Annotated in this window: 14 protein-coding genes; 6 read left to right on the top strand and 8 right to left on the bottom strand. The window is 60.9% G+C overall.

The window, feature by feature from the left end:
* Window positions 1–4 precede the first annotated feature (4 nt).
* From ACYZTX_RS13960 to ACYZTX_RS13935, 6 genes are all read left to right on the top strand, one after another.
* Window positions 5–1,513, top strand: coding sequence for a sigma-54-dependent transcriptional regulator (locus ACYZTX_RS13960; protein WP_462034531.1), 1,509 nt, complete (start codon window positions 5–7; stop codon window positions 1,511–1,513).
* Window positions 1,514–1,947: 434 nt separating this feature from the next.
* The gene (gene gcvH / locus ACYZTX_RS13955) at window positions 1,948–2,325 is read left to right on the top strand and encodes a glycine cleavage system protein GcvH (protein WP_462034530.1); all 378 of its coding nucleotides are present in this window, start codon (window positions 1,948–1,950) and stop codon (window positions 2,323–2,325) included.
* 10 nt (window positions 2,326–2,335) lie between these two features.
* On the top strand, window positions 2,336–5,191 hold the full coding sequence (gene gcvP, locus ACYZTX_RS13950) for an aminomethyl-transferring glycine dehydrogenase (RefSeq protein WP_462034529.1): 2,856 nt from the start codon (window positions 2,336–2,338) through the stop codon (window positions 5,189–5,191).
* 154 nt (window positions 5,192–5,345) lie between these two features.
* Window positions 5,346–6,602, top strand: coding sequence for a serine hydroxymethyltransferase (gene glyA, locus ACYZTX_RS13945; protein ID WP_462034528.1), 1,257 nt, complete (start codon window positions 5,346–5,348; stop codon window positions 6,600–6,602).
* 206 nt (window positions 6,603–6,808) lie between these two features.
* Window positions 6,809–7,804 carry a lipoyl synthase gene (gene lipA, locus ACYZTX_RS13940; RefSeq protein WP_462034527.1) on the top strand — a complete coding sequence of 332 codons (996 nt, stop codon included), beginning with the start codon at window positions 6,809–6,811 and terminating at the stop codon, window positions 7,802–7,804.
* Entirely contained in the window at window positions 7,801–8,016 is a 216-nt protein-coding gene (locus ACYZTX_RS13935; RefSeq protein WP_462034526.1) for a hypothetical protein, read from the top strand. The genes lipA and ACYZTX_RS13935 overlap by 4 nt, the downstream gene beginning before the upstream one ends.
* Here ACYZTX_RS13935 and ACYZTX_RS13930 read toward each other — a convergent pair.
* The 8 genes from ACYZTX_RS13930 to ACYZTX_RS13895 all read right to left on the bottom strand — a co-directional run bounded on the left by ACYZTX_RS13930 (window position 7,959) and on the right by ACYZTX_RS13895 (window position 20,553).
* On the bottom strand, window positions 7,959–10,505 hold the full coding sequence (locus ACYZTX_RS13930) for an efflux RND transporter permease subunit (protein ID WP_462034525.1): 2,547 nt from the start codon (window positions 10,503–10,505) through the stop codon (window positions 7,959–7,961). The genes ACYZTX_RS13935 and ACYZTX_RS13930 overlap by 58 nt on opposite strands.
* Before the next feature lie 31 nt (window positions 10,506–10,536).
* The gene (locus tag ACYZTX_RS13925) at window positions 10,537–11,598 is read right to left on the bottom strand and encodes a YCF48-related protein (protein ID WP_462034524.1); all 1,062 of its coding nucleotides are present in this window, start codon (window positions 11,596–11,598) and stop codon (window positions 10,537–10,539) included.
* A 70-nt stretch (window positions 11,599–11,668) separates the two neighbouring features.
* On the bottom strand, window positions 11,669–13,027 hold the full coding sequence (locus ACYZTX_RS13920) for a DUF1329 domain-containing protein (protein WP_462034523.1): 1,359 nt from the start codon (window positions 13,025–13,027) through the stop codon (window positions 11,669–11,671).
* A gap of 36 nt (window positions 13,028–13,063) precedes the next feature.
* Complete coding sequence (locus ACYZTX_RS13915; protein WP_462034522.1) at window positions 13,064–14,890, bottom strand: DUF1302 domain-containing protein; 1,827 nt, start codon at window positions 14,888–14,890, stop codon at window positions 13,064–13,066.
* 180 nt (window positions 14,891–15,070) lie between these two features.
* A complete protein-coding gene (locus ACYZTX_RS13910) occupies window positions 15,071–16,078 on the bottom strand; it encodes a YeiH family protein (protein ID WP_462034521.1) in 1,008 nt (335 codons plus the stop codon).
* A gap of 2 nt (window positions 16,079–16,080) precedes the next feature.
* Entirely contained in the window at window positions 16,081–17,355 is a 1,275-nt protein-coding gene (locus tag ACYZTX_RS13905) for a spinster family MFS transporter (RefSeq protein WP_462034520.1), read from the bottom strand.
* A gap of 61 nt (window positions 17,356–17,416) precedes the next feature.
* Window positions 17,417–18,997, bottom strand: a complete 1,581-nt coding sequence (locus ACYZTX_RS13900) for an acyl-CoA carboxylase subunit beta (RefSeq protein WP_462034519.1) — start codon at window positions 18,995–18,997, stop codon at window positions 17,417–17,419.
* Entirely contained in the window at window positions 18,994–20,553 is a 1,560-nt protein-coding gene (locus ACYZTX_RS13895; protein ID WP_462034518.1) for a class I adenylate-forming enzyme family protein, read from the bottom strand. The genes ACYZTX_RS13900 and ACYZTX_RS13895 overlap by 4 nt, the downstream gene beginning before the upstream one ends.
* Window positions 20,554–20,612: the final 59 nt, after the last annotated feature.

The raw sequence follows: 20,612 nt of genomic DNA, 5'->3' as shown, positions 1-20,612 counted from the left end.
TCCCATGCGCATCCACGTCACCTTCATCGACCGCGTCGGCATCACCCAGGAAGTACTGGCCCTGCTCGGTGGGCGCCGTTTCAATCTGGATGCCGTCGAGATGGTGCCGCCGAACGTTTACATCGATGCCCCGACCCTGGGTGCCGATGTTCTGGAAGAGTTGCGCGAGGCCTTTCTCGGGGTGCGGGGCGTGCAAGCGGTGACGATGGTCGACATCCTCCCGGGGCAGCGCCGACGCTTGCAACTCGATGCCTTGCTGGCTGCCAGCACCGACCCGGTGTTGGCGGTGGATGAGCGCGGTCATGTGCTGCTGGCCAATCCGGCGCTGATTTCACTCTGTGGCCGTGAGCCGGCCGGGGAACCGCTGACGGCGCTGTTTGATGATCCCGCCCTGCAACGCACGTTGATTGAACACGGTTACCGCCTGCCCATGCACGAGGTCAGTCTCGGTGGCCAGACGCTGCTGCTGGACGCCATGCCGATCACCGATGCCGGCGCCCTGTTGACCCTGTATCAACCGAACCGCATCGGTGAACGCCTCTCGGCGCTGCATCATGACCATGCCGAAGGTTTCGACGCGCTGATCGGCGAGTCCCCGGCGATTCGGACCCTCAAGGCCCGCGCCCAACGCGTGGCAACGCTCGACGCACCGCTGCTGATTCAGGGCGAAACCGGCACCGGCAAAGAACTGGTGGCCCGCGCCTGCCACGCGATCAGCACACGGCATGACTCGCCCTTTCTGGCCCTGAACTGCGCGGCACTGCCGGAAAGCCTCGCCGAAAGCGAGCTGTTCGGCTACGCCGCCGGCGCCTTCACCGGCGCCCAGCGGGGTGGCAAACTCGGCCTGCTGGAATTGGCCGATCAGGGCACGGTGTTCCTCGACGAAGTCGGTGAAATGTCGCCGTACTTGCAAGCCAAATTGCTGCGTTTTTTAAGCGATGGCTGCTTCCGCCGAGTCGGTGGTGATCGTGAGGTCAAGGTCAACGTGCGAGTCCTGAGTGCGACCCACCGTGACCTGGAAAAAATGGTCAGCGAGGGCAGCTTTCGCGAGGACCTGTTCTACCGCCTGAATGTGCTCAATCTGCAAGTACCGCCGCTACGCGAACGCGGCCACGACATCCTGTTGATGGCCAACCACTTCATGCAGCAGGCTTGCGCACAGATCCAGCGCCCGGTCTGTCGCCTTGCGCCAGGCACCTATCCGGCGCTACTCGGTAATCGTTGGCCGGGCAATGTGCGGCAACTGCAGAACGTGATCTTTCGCGCCGCAGCTGTTTGCGAAAATCCGTTGGTGGACATCGGCGACCTCGACATCGCCAGAACAGCCGTGGAGCGGCAAAACGACGGTGAGGTGGGCAGCCTGGAAAATGCCGTCGAAGGGTTTGAAAAGAACTTGCTGGAACAGCTCTACAGCAGTTATCCCTCCAGCCGTTTACTCGCCGCACGCCTGCAAACGTCGCACAGCGCCATCGCAATTCGCCTGCGCAAATACGGCATTCCCGGCAAGGCCTGATCGCTTTGCCGCAACACAATCCCACCACCGACACTTAACCCCTGTGGGAGCGAGCCTGCTCCGGGCGGCGTTCCGACGAAAGCGGTGTGACAGGCGACATAAATATCGACTGACACTCCCTCTTCGCGAGCAGGCTCGCTCCCACAGGAGATGAGTGTCTGCAAATCGATACAGCGTATTGAATTCAAGACAAGCCTTCTCGACTCATCTGACCCGGACTTCGCTCTCTCCTCTGCGCATGCCTGTATTGAATTCAATACGGAAGCTGTTCGCCAATCCCGCTATAAATTACTCAAGACATTGATTTACAAGCAATAAACAAAATTGGCACCACCCTTGCTATCAACCCTCAAGCCACGCTCGTTGCCCGGCACGAGCCTGCCAATCGCCATCCGCCACCAGCAGCGGATGAGTCAGAACAATGAGGAGTTGATATGAGCGAATTGCGTTTTACCGTCGATCACGAATGGCTGCGTCTTGAGAGCGATGGCCTGATCACCGTGGGTATTACCGCTTACGCCCAGCAAGCGCTGGGTGACGTGGTCTTCGTTCAGGTGCCTGAGCTGCGTGCCTTCCGCGCCGGTGATGAAGTGGCGGTGCTGGAGTCGGTGAAAGCCGCCAGCAGCGTGTACATGCCGCTGGACGGTGAAGTGCTCGAGGTGAATTCGACGCTGGAAAGCTCCCCAGAATTGATCAACGAGGACGCGCAGGGTGAAGGCTGGTTCTTCCGTATGCGCTCCAGCGATTCCGACGCAATGGAAGCCCTGCTCGACCAGACCGCTTACGAGCGCCTGACCAACGCCGACGCTTGAGGATTTCTGTATGACCACCCTCCTCGACACCCGAAATGAATTCATCGCCCGCCACATCGGCCCGCGCTCCGGCGACGAGCAGGCCATGCTCAACAGCCTCGGCTTCGACTCGCTGGAAGCCCTGAGCGCCAGCGTCATCCCCGACAGCATCAAAGGCACCAGCGTCCTCGGCCTCGAAGACGGCCTGAGCGAAGCGGATGCCCTGGCGTTGATCAAATCCATCGCCGGCAAAAACCAGCTGTTCAAGACTTACATCGGCCAGGGTTACTACGGCACTCATACGCCGTCGCCGATCCTGCGCAACCTGCTGGAAAACCCGGCCTGGTACACCGCGTACACCCCGTACCAACCGGAAATTTCCCAGGGCCGTCTCGAAGCGCTGCTGAACTTCCAGACCCTGATCAGCGACCTGACCGGCCTGCCGATTGCCAATGCCTCGCTGCTGGATGAAGCCACCGCCGCCGCCGAAGCGATGACCTTCTGCAAACGCCTGAGCAAGAACAAAGGCAGCCACGCGTTCTTCGCCTCGGTGCATTGCCACCCGCAAACCCTCGACGTGTTGCGCACCCGTGCCGAGCCGTTGGGCATCGACGTGGTGGTCGGCGACGAGCATGAACTGACTGACGTGACGCCGTTCTTCGGTGCCCTGCTGCAATACCCGGCGAGCAACGGTGACGTCTTCGACTACCGCGAACTGACCGAGCGCTTCCACGCCGCTAACGCGCTGGTCGCGGTGGCCGCTGACCTGTTGGCCCTGACCGTGCTGACCCCGCCGGGCGAGTTCGGTGCTGACGTCGCCATCGGCAGCGCGCAGCGCTTCGGCGTGCCGCTGGGCTTCGGTGGCCCACACGCGGCGTATTTCTCCACCAAGGACGCGTTCAAGCGCGACATGCCGGGCCGTCTGGTCGGCGTCTCCGTGGACCGTTTCGGCAAGCCGGCCCTGCGCCTGGCGATGCAGACCCGCGAGCAACATATCCGCCGCGAGAAAGCCACCAGCAACATCTGCACCGCCCAGGTTTTGCTGGCCAACATCGCCAGCATGTACGCCGTGTATCACGGCCCGAAAGGCCTGACCCAAATTGCTAACCGCGTGCATCACCTGACCGCGATTCTGGCAAAAGGCTTGAGCGCACTGGGTCTGAACGTCGAACAAGAAAACTTCTTCGACACGCTGACGGTTAAAACCGGCGCGCAAACTGCTGCGTTGCACGACCAGGCTCACGCACAACAAATCAACCTGCGCGTGATCGATGGCGAGCGTCTGGGCCTGTCCCTCGACGAAACCACTTCGCAAGCTGACGTGGAAACCCTGTGGGCCCTGCTGGCCGACGGCAAAGCGCTGCCGGATTTCGCTGCATTGGCTGCGAATGTTGAAAGCACCATCCCGGCCGCACTGGTTCGCCAATCGCCGATCCTCAGCCACCCGGTGTTCAACCGTTATCACTCGGAAACCGAGCTGATGCGCTACCTGCGCAAGCTCGCCGACAAGGACCTGGCACTGGATCGCACCATGATCCCGCTGGGTTCCTGCACCATGAAACTCAACGCCGCCAGCGAAATGATCCCGGTGACCTGGGCCGAATTCGGCGCCCTGCACCCGTTCGCCCCGGCCGAGCAAAGCGCCGGCTATCAGCAACTGACCGATGAACTGGAAGCGATGCTCTGCGCCGCCACCGGTTACGACGCGATCTCGCTGCAACCGAACGCCGGTTCCCAAGGTGAGTACGCTGGCCTGTTGGCGATTCGCGCCTATCACCAGAGCCGTGGCGAAGACCGTCGCGACATCTGCCTGATCCCCTCGTCCGCCCACGGCACCAACCCGGCCACCGCCAACATGGCCGGTATGCGCGTGGTCGTCACGGCTTGCGATGCCCGCGGCAACGTCGACATCGAAGACCTGCGCGCCAAGGCCATCGAGCACCGCGAGCATCTCGCCGCGCTGATGATCACCTACCCGTCGACCCACGGCGTGTTCGAAGAAGGCATCCGCGACATCTGCGGCATCATTCATGACAACGGCGGCCAGGTGTACATCGACGGCGCCAACATGAACGCGATGGTCGGCCTCTGCGCACCGGGCAAGTTCGGCGGCGACGTGTCGCACCTGAACCTGCACAAGACCTTCTGCATTCCGCACGGTGGTGGCGGCCCGGGCGTCGGCCCGATTGGCGTCAAGTCGCACCTGACGCCGTTCCTGCCGGGTCATGCGCAGATGGAGCGCAAGGAAGGCGCGGTCTGTGCGGCACCGTTCGGCAGCGCGAGCATTTTGCCAATCACCTGGATGTACATTCGGATGATGGGTGGCGCGGGCCTGAAGCGTGCGTCGCAACTGGCGATCCTGAATGCCAACTACATTTCCCGTCGCCTCGAAGAGCACTACCCAGTCCTCTACACCGGCAGCAACGGCCTGGTGGCGCACGAATGCATCCTCGACCTGCGCCCGCTGAAAGACAGCAGCGGCATCAGCGTCGATGACGTCGCCAAGCGCCTGATCGACTTCGGTTTCCACGCCCCGACCATGTCGTTCCCGGTCGCCGGCACGCTGATGATCGAGCCGACCGAAAGCGAATCCAGGGAAGAACTGGACCGCTTCTGCGACGCCATGATCCGCATCCGCGAAGAAATCCGCGCGGTGGAAAACGGCACCCTGGACAAGGACGACAACCCGCTGAAAAACGCTCCGCACACCGCACAGGAAATCGTTGGCGAGTGGACGCATCCGTACAGCCGTGAGCAAGCCGTTTACCCACTTGGATCCTTGATCGAAGCCAAATACTGGCCGCCCGTAGGTCGCGTCGACAACGTGTTTGGCGATCGACACCTGATCTGCGCTTGCCCGTCGATTGCGGACTACCAGGACGCCTAAAAACAACGCAAATCCCTGTAGGAGCTGTCGAGTGAAACGAGGCTGCGATCTTTTGATCTTGGCCTCTAAAAAATCAAAAGATCGCAGCCTCGTTTCACTCGACAGCTCCTACCGGTGCACGTCAAACCATCCAAGAACAACAGAGGATTCCACCATGTTCAGCAAGCACGACCAGATCAAAGGCTACGACGACGAACTGCTGGCAGCAATGAACGCCGAGGACACCCGCCAAGAGCACCACATCGAGCTGATCGCCTCGGAAAACTACACCAGCCAACGGGTGATGGAAGCGCAAGGCAGCGGCCTGACCAACAAGTACGCCGAAGGCTATCCGGGCAAGCGCTATTACGGTGGCTGCGAACACGTCGACGTGGTCGAGCAACTGGCTATCGACCGCGCCAAACAGCTGTTCGGTGCCGATTACGCCAACGTTCAGCCGCACTCCGGCAGTCAGGCCAACGCCGCGGTCTATCTGGCGTTGCTGCAAGCCGGCGACACCGTATTGGGCATGAGCCTGGCCCACGGCGGCCACCTGACCCACGGCGCCAAAGTCAGCTTTTCCGGCAAGCTCTACAACGCCGTGCAGTACGGCATCGACACTGCGACCGGGCTGATCGACTACGACGAAGTCGAACGCCTGGCCGTCGAGCACCAACCGAAGATGATCATCGCCGGTTTCTCCGCCTATTCGAAGACCCTGGACTTCCCACGTTTTCGTGCGATTGCCGATAAGGTCGGCGCTTATCTGTTTGTTGATATGGCCCACGTCGCGGGGCTGGTAGCGACCGGTCTGTACCCGAACCCGATTCCCTTTGCCGATGTCGTCACCACCACCACTCACAAGACCCTGCGCGGTCCTCGTGGCGGCCTGATCCTGGCCAAGGCCAATCCGGAACTGGAGAAAAAACTCAATGCAGCGGTGTTCCCCGGTGGCCAGGGCGGCCCACTGATGCACGTGATCGCCGCCAAGGCCGTGTGCTTCAAAGAAGCGCTGGAGCCAGCGTTCAAGACCTATCAGGCGCAAGTCATCCGCAATGCCCAGGCGATGGCCAAAGTCTTTATCGACCGTGGCTACGACGTCGTGTCGGGCGGTACCGACAACCACCTGTTCCTGGTCAGCCTGATTCGTCAGGGCCTGACCGGCAAAGACGCCGACGCCGCCCTCGGCCGTGCCGGTATTACCGTGAACAAGAACGCCGTACCTAACGATCCGCAATCGCCATTCGTGACCTCCGGCCTGCGCATCGGCACGCCGGCGATCACCAGCCGTGGTTTCAAGGAAGCCCAGAGCATCGAGCTGGCGGGCTGGATCTGCGACATTCTCGATCACCTCGGCGATGCCGATGTCGAGGCCCACGTCGCCAGACAGGCTGCCGCCATGTGCTCTGATTTCCCTGTCTACCGCGACTGAGCCATAGCGGGAGGGCTGACCCACAACACGATCTGTAGCAGCTGGCGAAGCCTGCGTTCGGCTGCGCAGCAGTCGTAAACTCGACCTACGTGGTCTACCTGACGCGCCGCGTGTTCTGGTTTTACGACTGCTTCGCAGCCGAACGCAGGCTTCGCCATCTGCTACAAAGTGCGGGCCGCCCCCGCTCGCGCAAAAGGAAAAAGTACATGAGCACTTTCGTGGAATCGACCGGCAAGGTGCCGGTAAAAATGCAAGTCGGGGTCAAACTGCGCGGTGCGGAAAAGGTCGCGCGAATTCCGGTCAAGATCATCCCCACCGATGAATTCCCACGCAAACCCGACTGGATTCGCGTGCGCCTGCCGATCTCCCCCGAGGTCGACCGGATCAAACAGCTGCTGCGCAAACACAAGCTGCACAGCGTCTGCGAAGAAGCCTCCTGCCCGAACCTCGGCGAGTGTTTTTCCGGTGGCACGGCGACCTTCATGATCATGGGTGACATCTGCACCCGCCGTTGCCCGTTCTGCGATGTGGGCCACGGCCGTCCAAAACCACTGGATGTCGGCGAACCGATGAACCTCGCTGTGGCCATCGCCGACCTGCGCCTGAAGTACGTGGTGATCACCTCGGTGGACCGCGACGACTTGCGCGACGGCGGCGCCCAGCATTTCGTCGATTGCCTGCGCGAAATCCGCAAGCTGTCGCCGGGTGTGCAACTGGAAACCCTGGTGCCGGATTACCGCGGCCGCATGGACGTCGCCCTGGCGATCACCGCCACTGAGCCACCCGATGTGTTCAACCATAACCTGGAGACCGTTCCGCGCCTGTACAAAGCCGCACGGCCGGGCTCGGATTTCGAGTGGTCGCTGGATCTGCTGCAGAATTTCAAGTTATTGGTCCCGCGTGTACCGACCAAATCCGGCCTGATGCTGGGCCTTGGCGAGACCGACGAGGAAGTCATCGAAGTCATGCAGCGGATGCGTGAACACGATATCGACATGCTCACCCTCGGCCAGTACCTGCAACCATCGCGCAGTCACTTGCCAGTCCAGCGTTTCGTGCACCCGGACGTGTTCGCCTGGTTCGCCGAGGAAGGCACCCGGATGGGCTTCAAGAACGTTGCATCCGGTCCTCTGGTGCGCTCTTCCTACCATGCTGACCAACAAGTTCAGGGGGCAACGAACACGGTGGAGCACTGCTGGTGAACGTCAAGGATGAGGATGAACTGCTCGCCGTCGCTCGCCCACTCAACGGCCAGCTCAGCGCCGCCATGCAGCTTGAAGAGCGCGATATGCCGCTGGCTCATCGCTTGCTGCCGGTCCTGGAGCGGCGCACCGGGCGAATCGTGAACCTGCATGACTACACCGACACCCTGCCCTTGCCACGCTGTCCAGACGCGCATTGCTCAATACCCTGAGCTCCCTCAGCGCCCGAATTTTCAAGGGCCGTATCCTCCATTCTCTTGCCCAAGACGTGATGGGTGCGCAAAAGAAAATGTGACAACGCCGGGATCAGAATCAAGGCGCCCAACATGTTCCACAGGAACATGAAGGTCAGCAGAACGCCCATGTCCGCCTGGAACTTGATCGGCGACCAGACCCAGCACACCACGCCGGCCGCCAGGGTAATACCCACCAAACCCACTACACGACCGGTGAACGACACGGCGCGTCGGTAGGCTTGCATCAACGACAGACCCTGACGCTGGTATTGCAGTTGGACGCTGAGCAAGTACAGCGCGTAGTCCACGCCGATACCGACCCCCAGAGCAATCACTGGCAGCGTTGCCACCTTCACGCCGATCCCCATGACCACCATCAAGGCCTCGCAGAGAATTGAAGTCAGTATCAGCGGTAGCAGGGCCACCAAAGTCGCGCGCCAGCTGCGGAAGGTAATCAGGCAAAACAGCGTCACCGCGGCATAGACGTAAAGCAGCATGGTGCGATTGGCCTCGCGCACCACGATGTTGGTCGCCGCCTCGATCCCGGCGGTGCCGGCGGCCAGCAGAAACTGGCGATCCTCGGTGCTGTTTTCCCGGGCGAACTTGTCCGCGATGGCCACCACCGCATCCAGGGTCTCGGCCTTGTGGTCCTTGAGGAAAGCGATCACAGGCATCAGCGAACAATCGGTGTTGAAGAGCTCCGGGGAATTGACCGAGGCTTGTTGCGCGCCATAGTTCAGTACGTTCTGGTTGCGCTGGATGCTGTTGAGCTTGGGATTGCCCTCGTAGGATCCTGCAGTGATCTGACGTACCGCGTTGACCAGCGATGCCGTGGCCTGCACCCCGGGATACTGCTGAAGCTCCCAGGCCAGACGGTCGGCGAGGATCAGCGTCTGATAATTCAGACAACCCTCCGCCGGTGTCTTGATCATCACCGCAAACAGGTCGCTGGACAGCGCATAATGCTGGGTGATGTAGGCGTTGTCGCGGTTGTAGCGCGAGTCCGCACGCAACTCCGGGGCGCCGCTGTCGAGGTCGCCGATTTTCAGATGCAGGCTGACCATAAAGCCACCGATCCCCAGCAAGGCTGCGACCAGTACAGCGCCGGTGGCCCACTTCCGTGTCGTGAAGCGATCCAGTCCGTCCCACAGTTTGCCAAAGCCTTTATGCGCATTCGCTTGCGTGTCGATTTTCAGCGCACGCTCGGCAGCTTTAGCACCGACGCCGACAAAGGACAGCGCCACCGGCATGAGCAGCAACGACGTGAAGATCAACACTGCCACACCGATACTGGCGGTGATGGCCAAGTCCTGGATCACCGGTATGTCGATCAGCATCAGCACGGCGAAACCCACCGCATCAGCCAGTAGCGCGGTGACGCCGGCGATGAACAGACGGCGGAAGGTGTAACGGGCCGCTACCTGTTTATGGGTACCACGGGCGATGTCCTGCATGATGCCGTTCATCTTCTGCGCCGCGTGGGACACGCCAATGGCGAAGATCAGGAACGGCACCAGGACCGAATACGGATCGATGGCATAACCCAGCCAGGCGACGATACCCAATTGCCAGACCACCGCGATCAGCGAACAGCCGACCACCAGCAACGTGCTGCGCACACAGCGGGTGTAGAGGTAAATGATGACCAGCGAGGTGACCACGGCCAGGCCGAAGAACATCATCACCTGAATCAAACCATCGATCAGGTCGCCGATCAGTTTGGCAAAACCGATCACCCGAACCTTGTAGTGACCCTTGCCCTCCTCCCCGCTCTGGCGCGCCGCGCTGTCACCGGCGAATTCGATCTTGTCGCGCAACTGCTCTTCGAGCATCCTCGAAAATTGATGGTAGTTAATGCTCTGGCCAGTGGCCGAGGCTTTGTCCAGCAACGGCACGATCAGCATGCTCGATTTGAAATCACTGGCGACGAGACTGCCGACGATGCCGGCGCGGGTGATGTTCTGCCGCAGCTGTTCGATGTCCGACGGTGAGCCCTGATAACCGTCGGGCATCACCGGGCCACCCTGAAAGCCTTCTTCGGTGACTTCGGTCCAGCGCACGGCCGGCGTCCACAGCGACTTCATCCAGGCGCGATCAACACCTTCGGTGAGGAACAATTCGTCGTTGACCTGCTTGAGCACGTTCAAGTAGTCGGGGTCGAAGATGTCGCCCTGGGTGTTTTCCACCACCACCCGCACCGAGTTGCCCAGACCGCGCAACGACTGGCGGTTCTCCAGGAAATTCTGAATATACGGCTGGCTCTGCGGGATCATTTTTTCGAAGCTGGGGCGCAGCTCCAGACGGGTCGCCGCCATGTAGCCCAGCACCAGAGTGGCCAGCGTCATGAGCACGATGAACAGCGGGCGGTAGTTGAACACCAGCCGTTCCAGCAGGTTGCCGGAGCGCCGATCAAAGTCATGCAGATCGCGGATCACCGGCATGTTGTCTTGCTTGGTAATGGCCATGTCTGAGTACTCGCTTTTATTGTTCTGGCTCTTATTCTTTGGGAAGCGCACGCGCACCACGGCTGCCCACCACGATCAGCGAACCATCGCTGGTCAGGGCGGCACCGGCCACCGGTGAAGTGTTCTGTTGCGGCATCAGTTGCAATTGGGCGTTATGGGTCTGATCGACCAACATGTGCCCCGCCTGGGTGAACAGCCGATAGTGACCCTGGTCATCGATCGCGGCGGCGGTGACACTGACTTGCAGCCCGGTATCGAACGGCTTCCAACTCAAACCACCGTCGGTGCTGCGCAACACATTGCCGCGCAGGCCGAAGACGACGACTTCGCCAGGCTTGCCGACGACACCGAAAAAACTGCCCTGGTACGGGGTGTTCAGGGCGGCAAATCGCTGGTGCGGGTCGTCCCATTTCAGCACCAGACCTTGCTCGCCGACGATGTACAACGCATCGCCAGTCGCCGTGATCGCGTTCAAGTGAAAGTTCTGCGGGTTGTCGGTTCGGTCCTGAAAAGGCGTCCAGCTGTGGCCACCGTCCTCGGTGCGCAGGATCAGGTTGAACACACCGACCACGTAACCGACCTTGTCGTCGGCAAACCAGACGTCGAGCAAGGGTTTGTCGGCGCCCTCCTCGACCAGCCGCTGACCTTCAGCGACGAGCAGCGGCCATTGTTCGCTGGCCGGCTCGGCATCGGCCAGCGCAGCATAATGTTTGACCAGCAACGCACCGATCTCTCGACCGTCCAATTGCTTTTTCCAAGTCACACCGGCGTCGCTGCTGTGCAGAACGACTCCATCGTTGCCGACGGCCCAGCCTTGTTCAGGGGTGGAAAAGTACACGGCATTCAGGTCGCTGCTGACGGGCACGCTGGCCTGCAGCCATTGTTGGCCGGCATCGTCGGTATAAAGAATGTGGCCGCGCTGCCCGACGGCAACCAGGCGCTGCCCGGCATTCGCGACATCGAGCAAGGGGCTGCGCACGGCCAAGGCACTGGGCTTGGCGGGCAGATCCAGCACATCAACGTACCCGGAGGCCTGTGCAAGCGTCTGCCACAACACCAACATCAACGGCGCAAGCGTTTTGAATAAACACATAGTGCGTCCTCTTGCCAAAGCTGAAGCCGGCGCTCTACCGCAACCGGCCCAGACTTTTGTTGTGCGTGACTTAGCGAACGCCATTACCGGCCAGCGCATCCGGCGACCATTGCGCCTTGGAGAGCGGCGCGATGTATTTGATACCGCCGTAGGCGCCCGACAAACCATTGATGTTGTAGGTTCCGCCCACCAGGTCATAGATCACGTGAGGCGTGGTGTTGGGGGTCGTCACGTCGTAGCTTTGCGAGAGGAAGCTGAATGAACCGCGGTACAGTTGGCCGCGCGCATCGTACTGGTCGGATGCCAGAGCGACCCAGCTGTCCTCATCCAGATAGAAGCGACGCTTGGCGTAGACGTGACGGGCACCGGCCTTGAGCGTGCCTTCCACCACCCACACCCGATGCTTCTCCCAACGCACGAATTGCGGCGCCAGGTGGTTCGGTGTGGTCAAGGCTTTCGGATCCTTGATGTAGCTCAGCGCGTAGGTGTTGTACGGCACGATCATTTCCTGCTTGCCGACCAGTTTCCAGTCATAGCGATCCAGCGCACCGTTAAAGACATAAACGTCGTCATAGGTCCCGGAACCTGCGGTCCCCGGGTTTGGCGTGTCGTAGGCCAGGGTCGGTGCCAGCTTCACGCGGCGTTGCCCGGGCAAGTACTGCCAGGCACGACGCGACTGCACCAGCGGGTTGGCGGCGTCCTTGAGCATGATCGCTTCGCCCGCCCGGCGCGCAGGGCCGGTGTAGAACAAGCGCGTCTGGAAGTAGGTGTCCTTGCCATCGATGACCTTGTTCGGGTCTTCGAAGATCGGAAACGAGTTGACGATTTCGCCGCTGGTGGCCAGGTTCTGCGCGCCCGAGGCGTCGACGTTCCAGGAGTCATATTTGGTGGAATAAGCGACGCCCTGATAGCGCAGCAAGTGGTTCCACATGGCCTCGGCCCCGTTCTGCGGGATCGGGAACGGCACGCCCGGCAGAACGTTCTCGATCGCGTTGCCACCTTCCAGCGACTTGGCTCCGGTAGCGTTCTTCAACGTGTTATCCAGCACGCTCTGCGGCAGGGCCACGCTGCGGTGGGTCGGATAGACCTCAACGCGGAAACTCGGAAAACGCGTGGCCAATTCGACGGTAACGGCAGTCAGCTGATTTTTGTACTGCGCGACATTCTTGCCATCGATCACCAGCAGCGGCTTCTCGTTGGCGTAAGGATCCGGGCGAAAGGTGTCACCGGCCTTGAAACCTGCCGGCAGACTGGTCAGCCCGCCGGTGTAGGCCGGAATGGAGCCATCGGCACTCGCGGCTTTTTCGGCGCCGACGGCGGTCAGGTTAGCCCCCAGTTTGGCGGCGTCTGCGGCGGGTACAGCGGCCTGCACGAGACCGGCGAAGGTCAGCGCCAGGGAGGCAGTCAACAAAGTGTGCATGCATTTCATGTGTCGTTCTCCTGCTTGTTTTTAAGCAATCGAAAATCAGAAAGTTGTCTTGAAGGTCGCCGTGACCATGCCGCGATCCTTGAGCTGGGCCGGGGTCCCGCCGAAGGCAGTGGTTTGACCGGGTACGCAGTTGTACTGGCCGTTGGCACCCGGTGCAGCGCCGTCTCCCTGACTGCCAGTGCTGCCTGGCGAACTGCAGGTGTCGAATGGACCGAAGTTGTCCACGTATTTCAGGTCGAAGCGGTACTGGTTGCGCACGTCCATGCCGATACCGATCGAATAGCTGCCGGCGTCCTCGTTACCGCCCAACTGCACGGCGGAGTTGCCATTGAGGCCGACGTTGTAGGTCATCGGCAGGTACATATCGATGCCCGGGAAGACCTGGAACCAGGTCGGGTTGAAGTTGACGCCGATGATGTAGTTGTCCTTGGTGACCTTATCGGTCCCGTGGTACCAGTCCTCACCCTTGAACAGCTGTTTGTTGTCGGTCACCTTCAGCCAGCGGCTGTAGCCGAGCTCGACCAGCAACGAAGAACTGTCCCACAACGGCGTGTCGCCAAAGGTGGTCAGGCCGTTGAGCACCGCGTGCACGGTGTTGCCGCGGGCCACGCCGTCTTCGCCGTTGAAACCGCCGATAAAACCGGGCAAGCCAGCATTGGCCGCGGCCGGGCTGACGGTGCCCGCCACACTGGCCAGCGGCATGTTTTCGCGGTAGTTCAGGTCGAAACCGACACTGACGTCGCCAATGCTTTTCGACAGGCTGATGCCATAGATATCGATGTCGTCGACATAGAACTGGTTGTAGCTGCCGATGTTGCCGGAGATCAGCTGTGCCGGGCCGACGGCGGTCGGCTGCAGAACCAGGTTGGGCAAAATGTCGGAGGTGTTGCGGTAGTAGACACCGAGGGTGCCGTCCAGCCATTCCGGGCTCCACTTGGCCATCAGACCGAAGTCGCCGCGCTTGTCCGGGGTGAAAGTGTGACCATTGCTCAGGCGCAGGAACTGATTGGCACCGAGCGGTCCAGGGGTACCAAAGCGCGGATTCAAACCACCGATCAACGACAGGTTATGCCCGCCGCTCTGGATGCCGTCGTTGAAGCCCAGGTACGTACCGGACTCCGGCAGGCGCGAAGCGTCCCAGTCGAGGAAGTATTGCGCACCGAGGGTCAGCTCAGGGTTGACCGTAAAGCTGACAGACAATTGGTTACGCGGGATGAACAACTCCTTGGCTTCGGTGCCCGGTACCGCCAGCGCTTTGGAAATGTCCAGGCCGGACTGGCCGTAGCTGTTGCCGTGTGCAAAGGCCAGGACACTTTCGCCCCAGTACTGGGTGTGCTTGCCGGCCTTGCCACTGAGGATCGACTCCTCACCAATTTCCGTGCTGCCAAAGACAAACGCATCGAGGATTTCGGCCGACGGCCCGTTGTAGTAGCGATCGGCGTAACCGCTGATATGGCGTGAGTCCGGCACCCCGTGGTTGAGCTGATTGGTCGCCGCATTGTCGCTGCCGACATTGTCATAGGCATGGTCGTACCAGCTGTTGGTACTGACGCGAAAACCCATCTTCTTTTGGTAGGCCACATCCAGTTCCGAGAGCACATCAAGACGTTGGGACACCGCACTGCCCGAGGAGAAATTGCGGTTACCGTCATTGTTGTTCCACGAATTGGCCAACTTGCTGTTCGGGCTTTCAACCCTCTGGGCATAGTTGAACTTGAACGTGTTGTCGAAACGCACGGCCCAGTCTTCATTTCCGGTATTCAGTTCGAAGGCATTAGCCGCCGGCAATACAGCGACGAACAGCGCCGAGGCCAACAGCGTTGGCTCCCACACTCTCCCACCCGTAATTTTGTTTATTCGCATACGTTGGCTCCGATTTTTTTTGTTGTTGTTTTTGTGTTTATGAAAAAACATCTGGCCACCCAATCCGGGCGCGGCAGTGCTCACCACTCTTATCCCCATCAGGGGAGCGTTCGATTCATTCAAAGTGACCCAATCAATACCGCCGGAATCAGCACACCCCGTGGTATTGAACGACCAGACTCAACTACCGAGTCGTATCAACAGCAACACCAGTCCCAGCAAAAACACGGTTTCACCGACCATCAACAGAATGGGTTTGAGCCCCACCGTGGCCAGCTCCTTCAACTGGATTTTCATCCCCAGCGCACTGATGGCGACGACCAGGCACCAGCTCGACAATTGGTTGCCCAGGGTCAGCACCGCTGAAGGCAGCCAACCGAAACTGGTCACCGCGGCCAAAGCGATGAACGCCACGGCAAACCACGGCAACAAGGGAGGCCTCTCACCCGTCCCCTGCCCACCCTGAGCGCGGGTGATCAACACCGCGCAGACGATGACTGGCAGCAACATCGCCACTCGCATCAGTTTCACCACCGTCGCGGTATCGCCGATGTCATGGGACATGCTGTACCCGGCCCCGACCACCTGAGCGACGTCATGAATCGTGGCGCCGAGAAACACCCCGGCATGCAGCGGATCCAGACCGAGCGCCCGGGCGATCACCGGATACACAATCATCGCCAGGGTCGACAGGGCGGACACGCCAATGACCGTGAACAACGTCGCGCGCTCCTTGGCATGATGGGCCGGCAATGCCGCCGCCAACGCCAGCGCCGCGGAGGCACCGCAAATCGCGGTGGCACCGCCGGACAGCAGACCGAACAACACATTGAAACCCAGCGCCCGCGCCGCCAGCATCGACACCAAAATGGTGACCACCACCGACACCACAACGATCAGCACCGGATGCCAACCGAGCGCCGCAATCTGCTCCAGGGAAATGCGCAGCCCGAGCAAGGCAACCCCGACGCGCAGCACTTCACGAGCGCTGAAATCGATGCCCGGTTTGCTCGGCCCCGCCGTCAGAAAATTCATGGCCATGCCGAGCAGGAGTGCCAACAGCATCACCGGCGCCTGGTACTGATCAGCCAGAAACCGCGCTGCAATCGCGACGACGATACTGGCCAGGACACCCGGCAGGTGCTGGCTGACAACCGACTGAAACTGAATGACGGCGGATCTGGACATAGCTAAACCTTGATACCCATGGCCGGCACCGAACGCGTGCTTTCACGCTTGATACGCGCCGCCACATAAAAGAAGAATCCACCCAGCACCAGCGCGAGAATGTCGCTCACCAGCAATACATGGGTCAGCGGCGAAGCCACTCCGGCAGCCGTCAGCGCATCGCTGATCCAACCAACAACGAACGTGCCGAGCGCTACCGAAAAGAGGTTCAGCAGCAGCATCGAGCAGCCCATCACCGTTGAACGCATGCGCACGGGGACGGCGCCCTGAATCGCGGTGGTCGCGGAACCGTAAAGCGACATCACCATAAAAATGCCGACCGCCATTCCCACGTAGAACAGCGGTGAATCGGTCGGTACCAGGCGATAAGCAATCATGAACGGCGCACACACCAACATGAGCAATGCCAACACGCTGGCGTGGCCACCCTTGAAACGAGGGGCCAGGCGGTCGCTCAAGATGCCGCCGGCCAAGGCGCCCAACGAGCCGAAAACGATCTGCATGATGCCCATGGTCATGGCGATGGTGGCCGGGTCCATTCCTCTCTCGCGGGCAATCCACAATTGCGCGAACGAAATGCCGGGATAGACCAGATGCGCCAGCACAAACCCGGTAACGGTGTAACGCACGACCCGGTTGCTATTCAGCTCACCGAGCACCGCGGCCAGTTGAGTCTTGAGGGGTGCACCGCGCTCTTGCACAGTGCCGCTATTGCGTTTGTCGCTCATCAGCATCAAAGGCAGGCCGATGATCACCCCGGCAATACCCAGGAAATGGAACGTGGTGCGCCAGCCATGGGCGGCGCCGAGCGTGCCCGCCAGCAGAAAACTGCAGCCAATGCCCAGCGGGATACCCAGGTAGAACAGCCCCATCGCCGTGCCCCGGCGCTTCTCCGAGAACAGCTCCATCAAGAGCGCTGTGGCAGCCGGGACCAACGCCGCTTCACCGGTGGCCACCAGAAAACGCGCCGCCACCATTTGTTCGAAGTTCTGGACGTAGCCGGAAGCAATCGTGCAGACGCTCCAGATGAGCATGCCGGCACCGATCACCCGCGGACGGCTGTGGCGGTCGGCCAGTGCACCGAGAAACACCGCCATCACGCCATAGCTCAGCACCCAGACCGCGCCGACCAGAAAGCCGTACTGCGCGTTATTGATCGCCAGCTCGCTGGTGATTTGCGGCGCGAAACCCAGCAGAATATTTCGGTCCACCTGGGCCAACAGGTGAATCACCATCAGCGTTGCCAAAACGGCGCAAGGACTCTTTTTCCAGAACATCGTCTGTACCTTTGAGTTGTTTTTATGAAGGCAAGGCCGGATGCCGCTCGTCCTGCCAGGACTAGCGCATGGTCCGCCGCTTCGGCCCAAGGGAAAGCGCAGTGATGCGATACGCGTCACCCACCCAGTTGCACAGCAGCGGACGCGTACTGTCCGGCTCAATAACATCGATGACGCCAAAGCGTTCAGCCGTCCGCAGCGGTGAAGCCAAGGCCTGGTAATGAGCCTCTAGCTCCTTGCGCCGCGCCAACGGATCATCCGCTGCAGCGATTTCCTGCTTGTAGGCGGCTGCGACACCCCCCTCGATCGGGATCGAGCCCCACTGCGCCGAAGGCCAGGCAAACCGGTGCGGTAACGCCGTGCCCGTCGGACCGTGCCACGGACTGACCATGGCACCGGCGAGGCCGACACAGCGGCGCAATACGATGGTGATCACGGGCACGCTGGCCTGCTCGATCGCATGCACGGCCTGCATCGCGGCACTCAAGGTGCCCTGCATTTCCGCTTCTTGCCCGGTCATGACACCCGGCTGGTCGACGAGGAAGATGAGCGGCAGATGAAAGGTGTCGCACAGGTCGATGAAGCGGGTCTGCTTGAGCGCCGCCGCACGGGTCAGCGCACCGCCGCCAACGCGCGGGTTATTGCAGATGATCCCCACCGAGTAGCCGTTGAGACGGGCGAACGCGGTGATGGTCGACGCGCCGAAATCCGGGGACATCTCGAACAGACTGTCTTTGTCGACCAGCGACTTGAGGATCTTGTGCGGGTTGAAGATCTTGCGCCGGTCGTGGGGAATGGCATCGTTGAGCCACGCGTCGCGGCGACCGGGAGCGTCCGTCGATGCGATACGGGTTGGCTGTTCCCAGACATTGCCCGGCAGATAAGACAAGAAACGCTTGGCCAGATCCAGCGCCTCGGCATCAGTGTTGGCAGCCAGGTTGATCATGCCGCTGTGACGATGCACCTGGTCATAACCGCCCAAGTCATTCTTGTCGATATCGATACCGAACGCCTGCTTCACAACCGGCGGGCCGGCCGCAAACACCTGGCTCTGGCCACGCACCATGATCGACAGGTGTGAGGCGGCGACCCGCAACGCACCCAGCCCCGCACAGGCACCGTGAGCAATGCCGACGACCGGCACCGCCCCCAACAGACTGGTGATCGGCAACAGGGCATACCCCGGAATCTTGGTATGACCGAGCTTATCGAGCAGCTTCACACTGCCGCCGGCGCTGTCGATCATGCGAACGATCGGCAGCTTGTATTCCCAGGCGTAACGATCGGCGTAGATCCACTTTTCAGCGACGGCCGCCTCCGATGAACCGCCGCGGATGGTGAAATCATCGGCCGCCACCACAGTGCGCCGCTGCGCGATCTGGCCCACGCCGACAACGGCCGTGCTCGGTGTGGCGGAGGCAATTTTTCCTTCCGGCGTGTATTTCACGGCGCCGGCCAATACGCCGAATTCCTCGAAGCTTTCGCAATCAAGCAGGTGGCCAATGCGCTCACGCGCCGTGAGTTTGCCCTGGGCATGATGCTTTTCCACCGCTTCCGGGCCACCCAATGCATAGGCGACGTCTCGACGCGCGCGGATGTCGGCGAGCTCCAGTGACCATTCAGGGGCAACAGGCGTGCTCATGATGATGTCCTCTCCAGGCGCGCGAGATAGTCATCGCGCAGAATGTTTTTCACGACCTTGCCGGCGTTGTTGCGCGGCAGAGCGTCAACGAACTCGATCAGACGTGGCTTCTTGTAGCCGGCGATCAGTGAAACGCAATGACTGCCCAGTGCCTCGCTGTCGACCGTGGCGCCTTCGCGTCTGACGACAAACGCGGCGATCCGCTCGCCCCATTCCGCATCGGGTAACCCCAGCACCGCCACTTCGACGACCTGCGGATGGCTTTCCAGTGCATCCTCGACTTCCCGTGCGTAGACGTTAAAGCCACCGGAAATGATCATGTCTTTGTTGCGTCCGACGATATAAAGGAAGCCTTGCGCATCGAGGTAACCCAGATCGCCCGAGTAGTACCAGCCATCGCGGATGGCCTCGGCCTCCAGATCGGGACGGCGCCAGAACGCCACTTCGCCGATGCCGTCGGTGGCGATGGCGATCTCGCCGATTTCACCCGCTGCCAGCTCCTGACCGTGAACATCGCGCACGGTAATATGCACATTCGCGGTCGGTTTGCCGCAGGAGCGCAGCACGCCGTCTTCAGCGTGTTCGTGCGGATACAGCACCGCCAGTGGCTGCACCGCCTCGGTCATTCCGTACTGCTGACGCATCACCGGACCAAACCGCGCAATAGATCGGCGGATCAGGTCAACGGAGGTCGGCGCCGTTCCGTAATGAATGCACTTGAGCGACGACAGATCGGCTTCGACGCCGCTGTCGAGCGAGTCAAGCAAGCGCGTGAGCATGGTCGGCACACACATCATTTGGGTGATGCGATGGCGTTCGATTTGCTGCAGCGTTTCCAAAGGTTCGAACTTCTCCAGAATCACATTGCGCGCACCCCGCAAGTAGCAGGGCAGCAAATGGACGCCCGCGGCATGGGTCAAGGGGCCGACGTGCAACATCGCATCGTCCACGCCCAGGCTGTATTCCATGGCGTAGAAATGATTGGTCAGGCGCTCGTACCAGCGCTTGACGGTATAGGTCACGCCCTTGGGCTTGCCGGTGGTGCCCGAGGTATAGGCAATGCGCAACTGAGTATCCGCAGAGACCTGAATATTGGGCGCAGTGGCCGGCATTGAAGCGAGCACTTGGCGATAATCCAGAACCTGCGGCGCCTGCCAATCAAGCCCGATCACATGGCGCAGACTCGCAACGCGATCGCGGACACCTTCGCCGATGTCACGGAACTCCGGCCCCGCCACCAGCAGGCTTGCGCCGGCATCATTCAGGATGGCGATCTGTTCGGCCAACGTATGCCGGGCATTCAGCGCGACGTAGACCAGGCCTGCTTTCTCGACAGCAAATACGCTCTCGATCGCCTCGGGCGAATTGTTGAGTAAAACAGCCACGCGCTCCCCGACCTGCAACCCAAGGGAAATCAGGGCATGGGCCAGGCGGTTACTGCCCGTCTCCACGTCGTCATACGTCAGGCAGTCGTCCCCAAAAATAAGGGCGGTGCGGCCACGGTGCTGTCGGGCGGCCCAACTCAGCATAAATCCTGCGGTACGTTTTTTTGTCATGATATTTTTTGTCTTATTGTCGACAACTTGACACAGCACTTGGGAGTGTTGTGCCCCCG

It is taken from the genome of Pseudomonas sp. MDT1-17 (assembly GCF_054898105.1).
The sequence above is the reverse complement of the archived record's forward strand: the minus strand, read 5'-3'. Positions and strand labels throughout refer to the sequence as shown.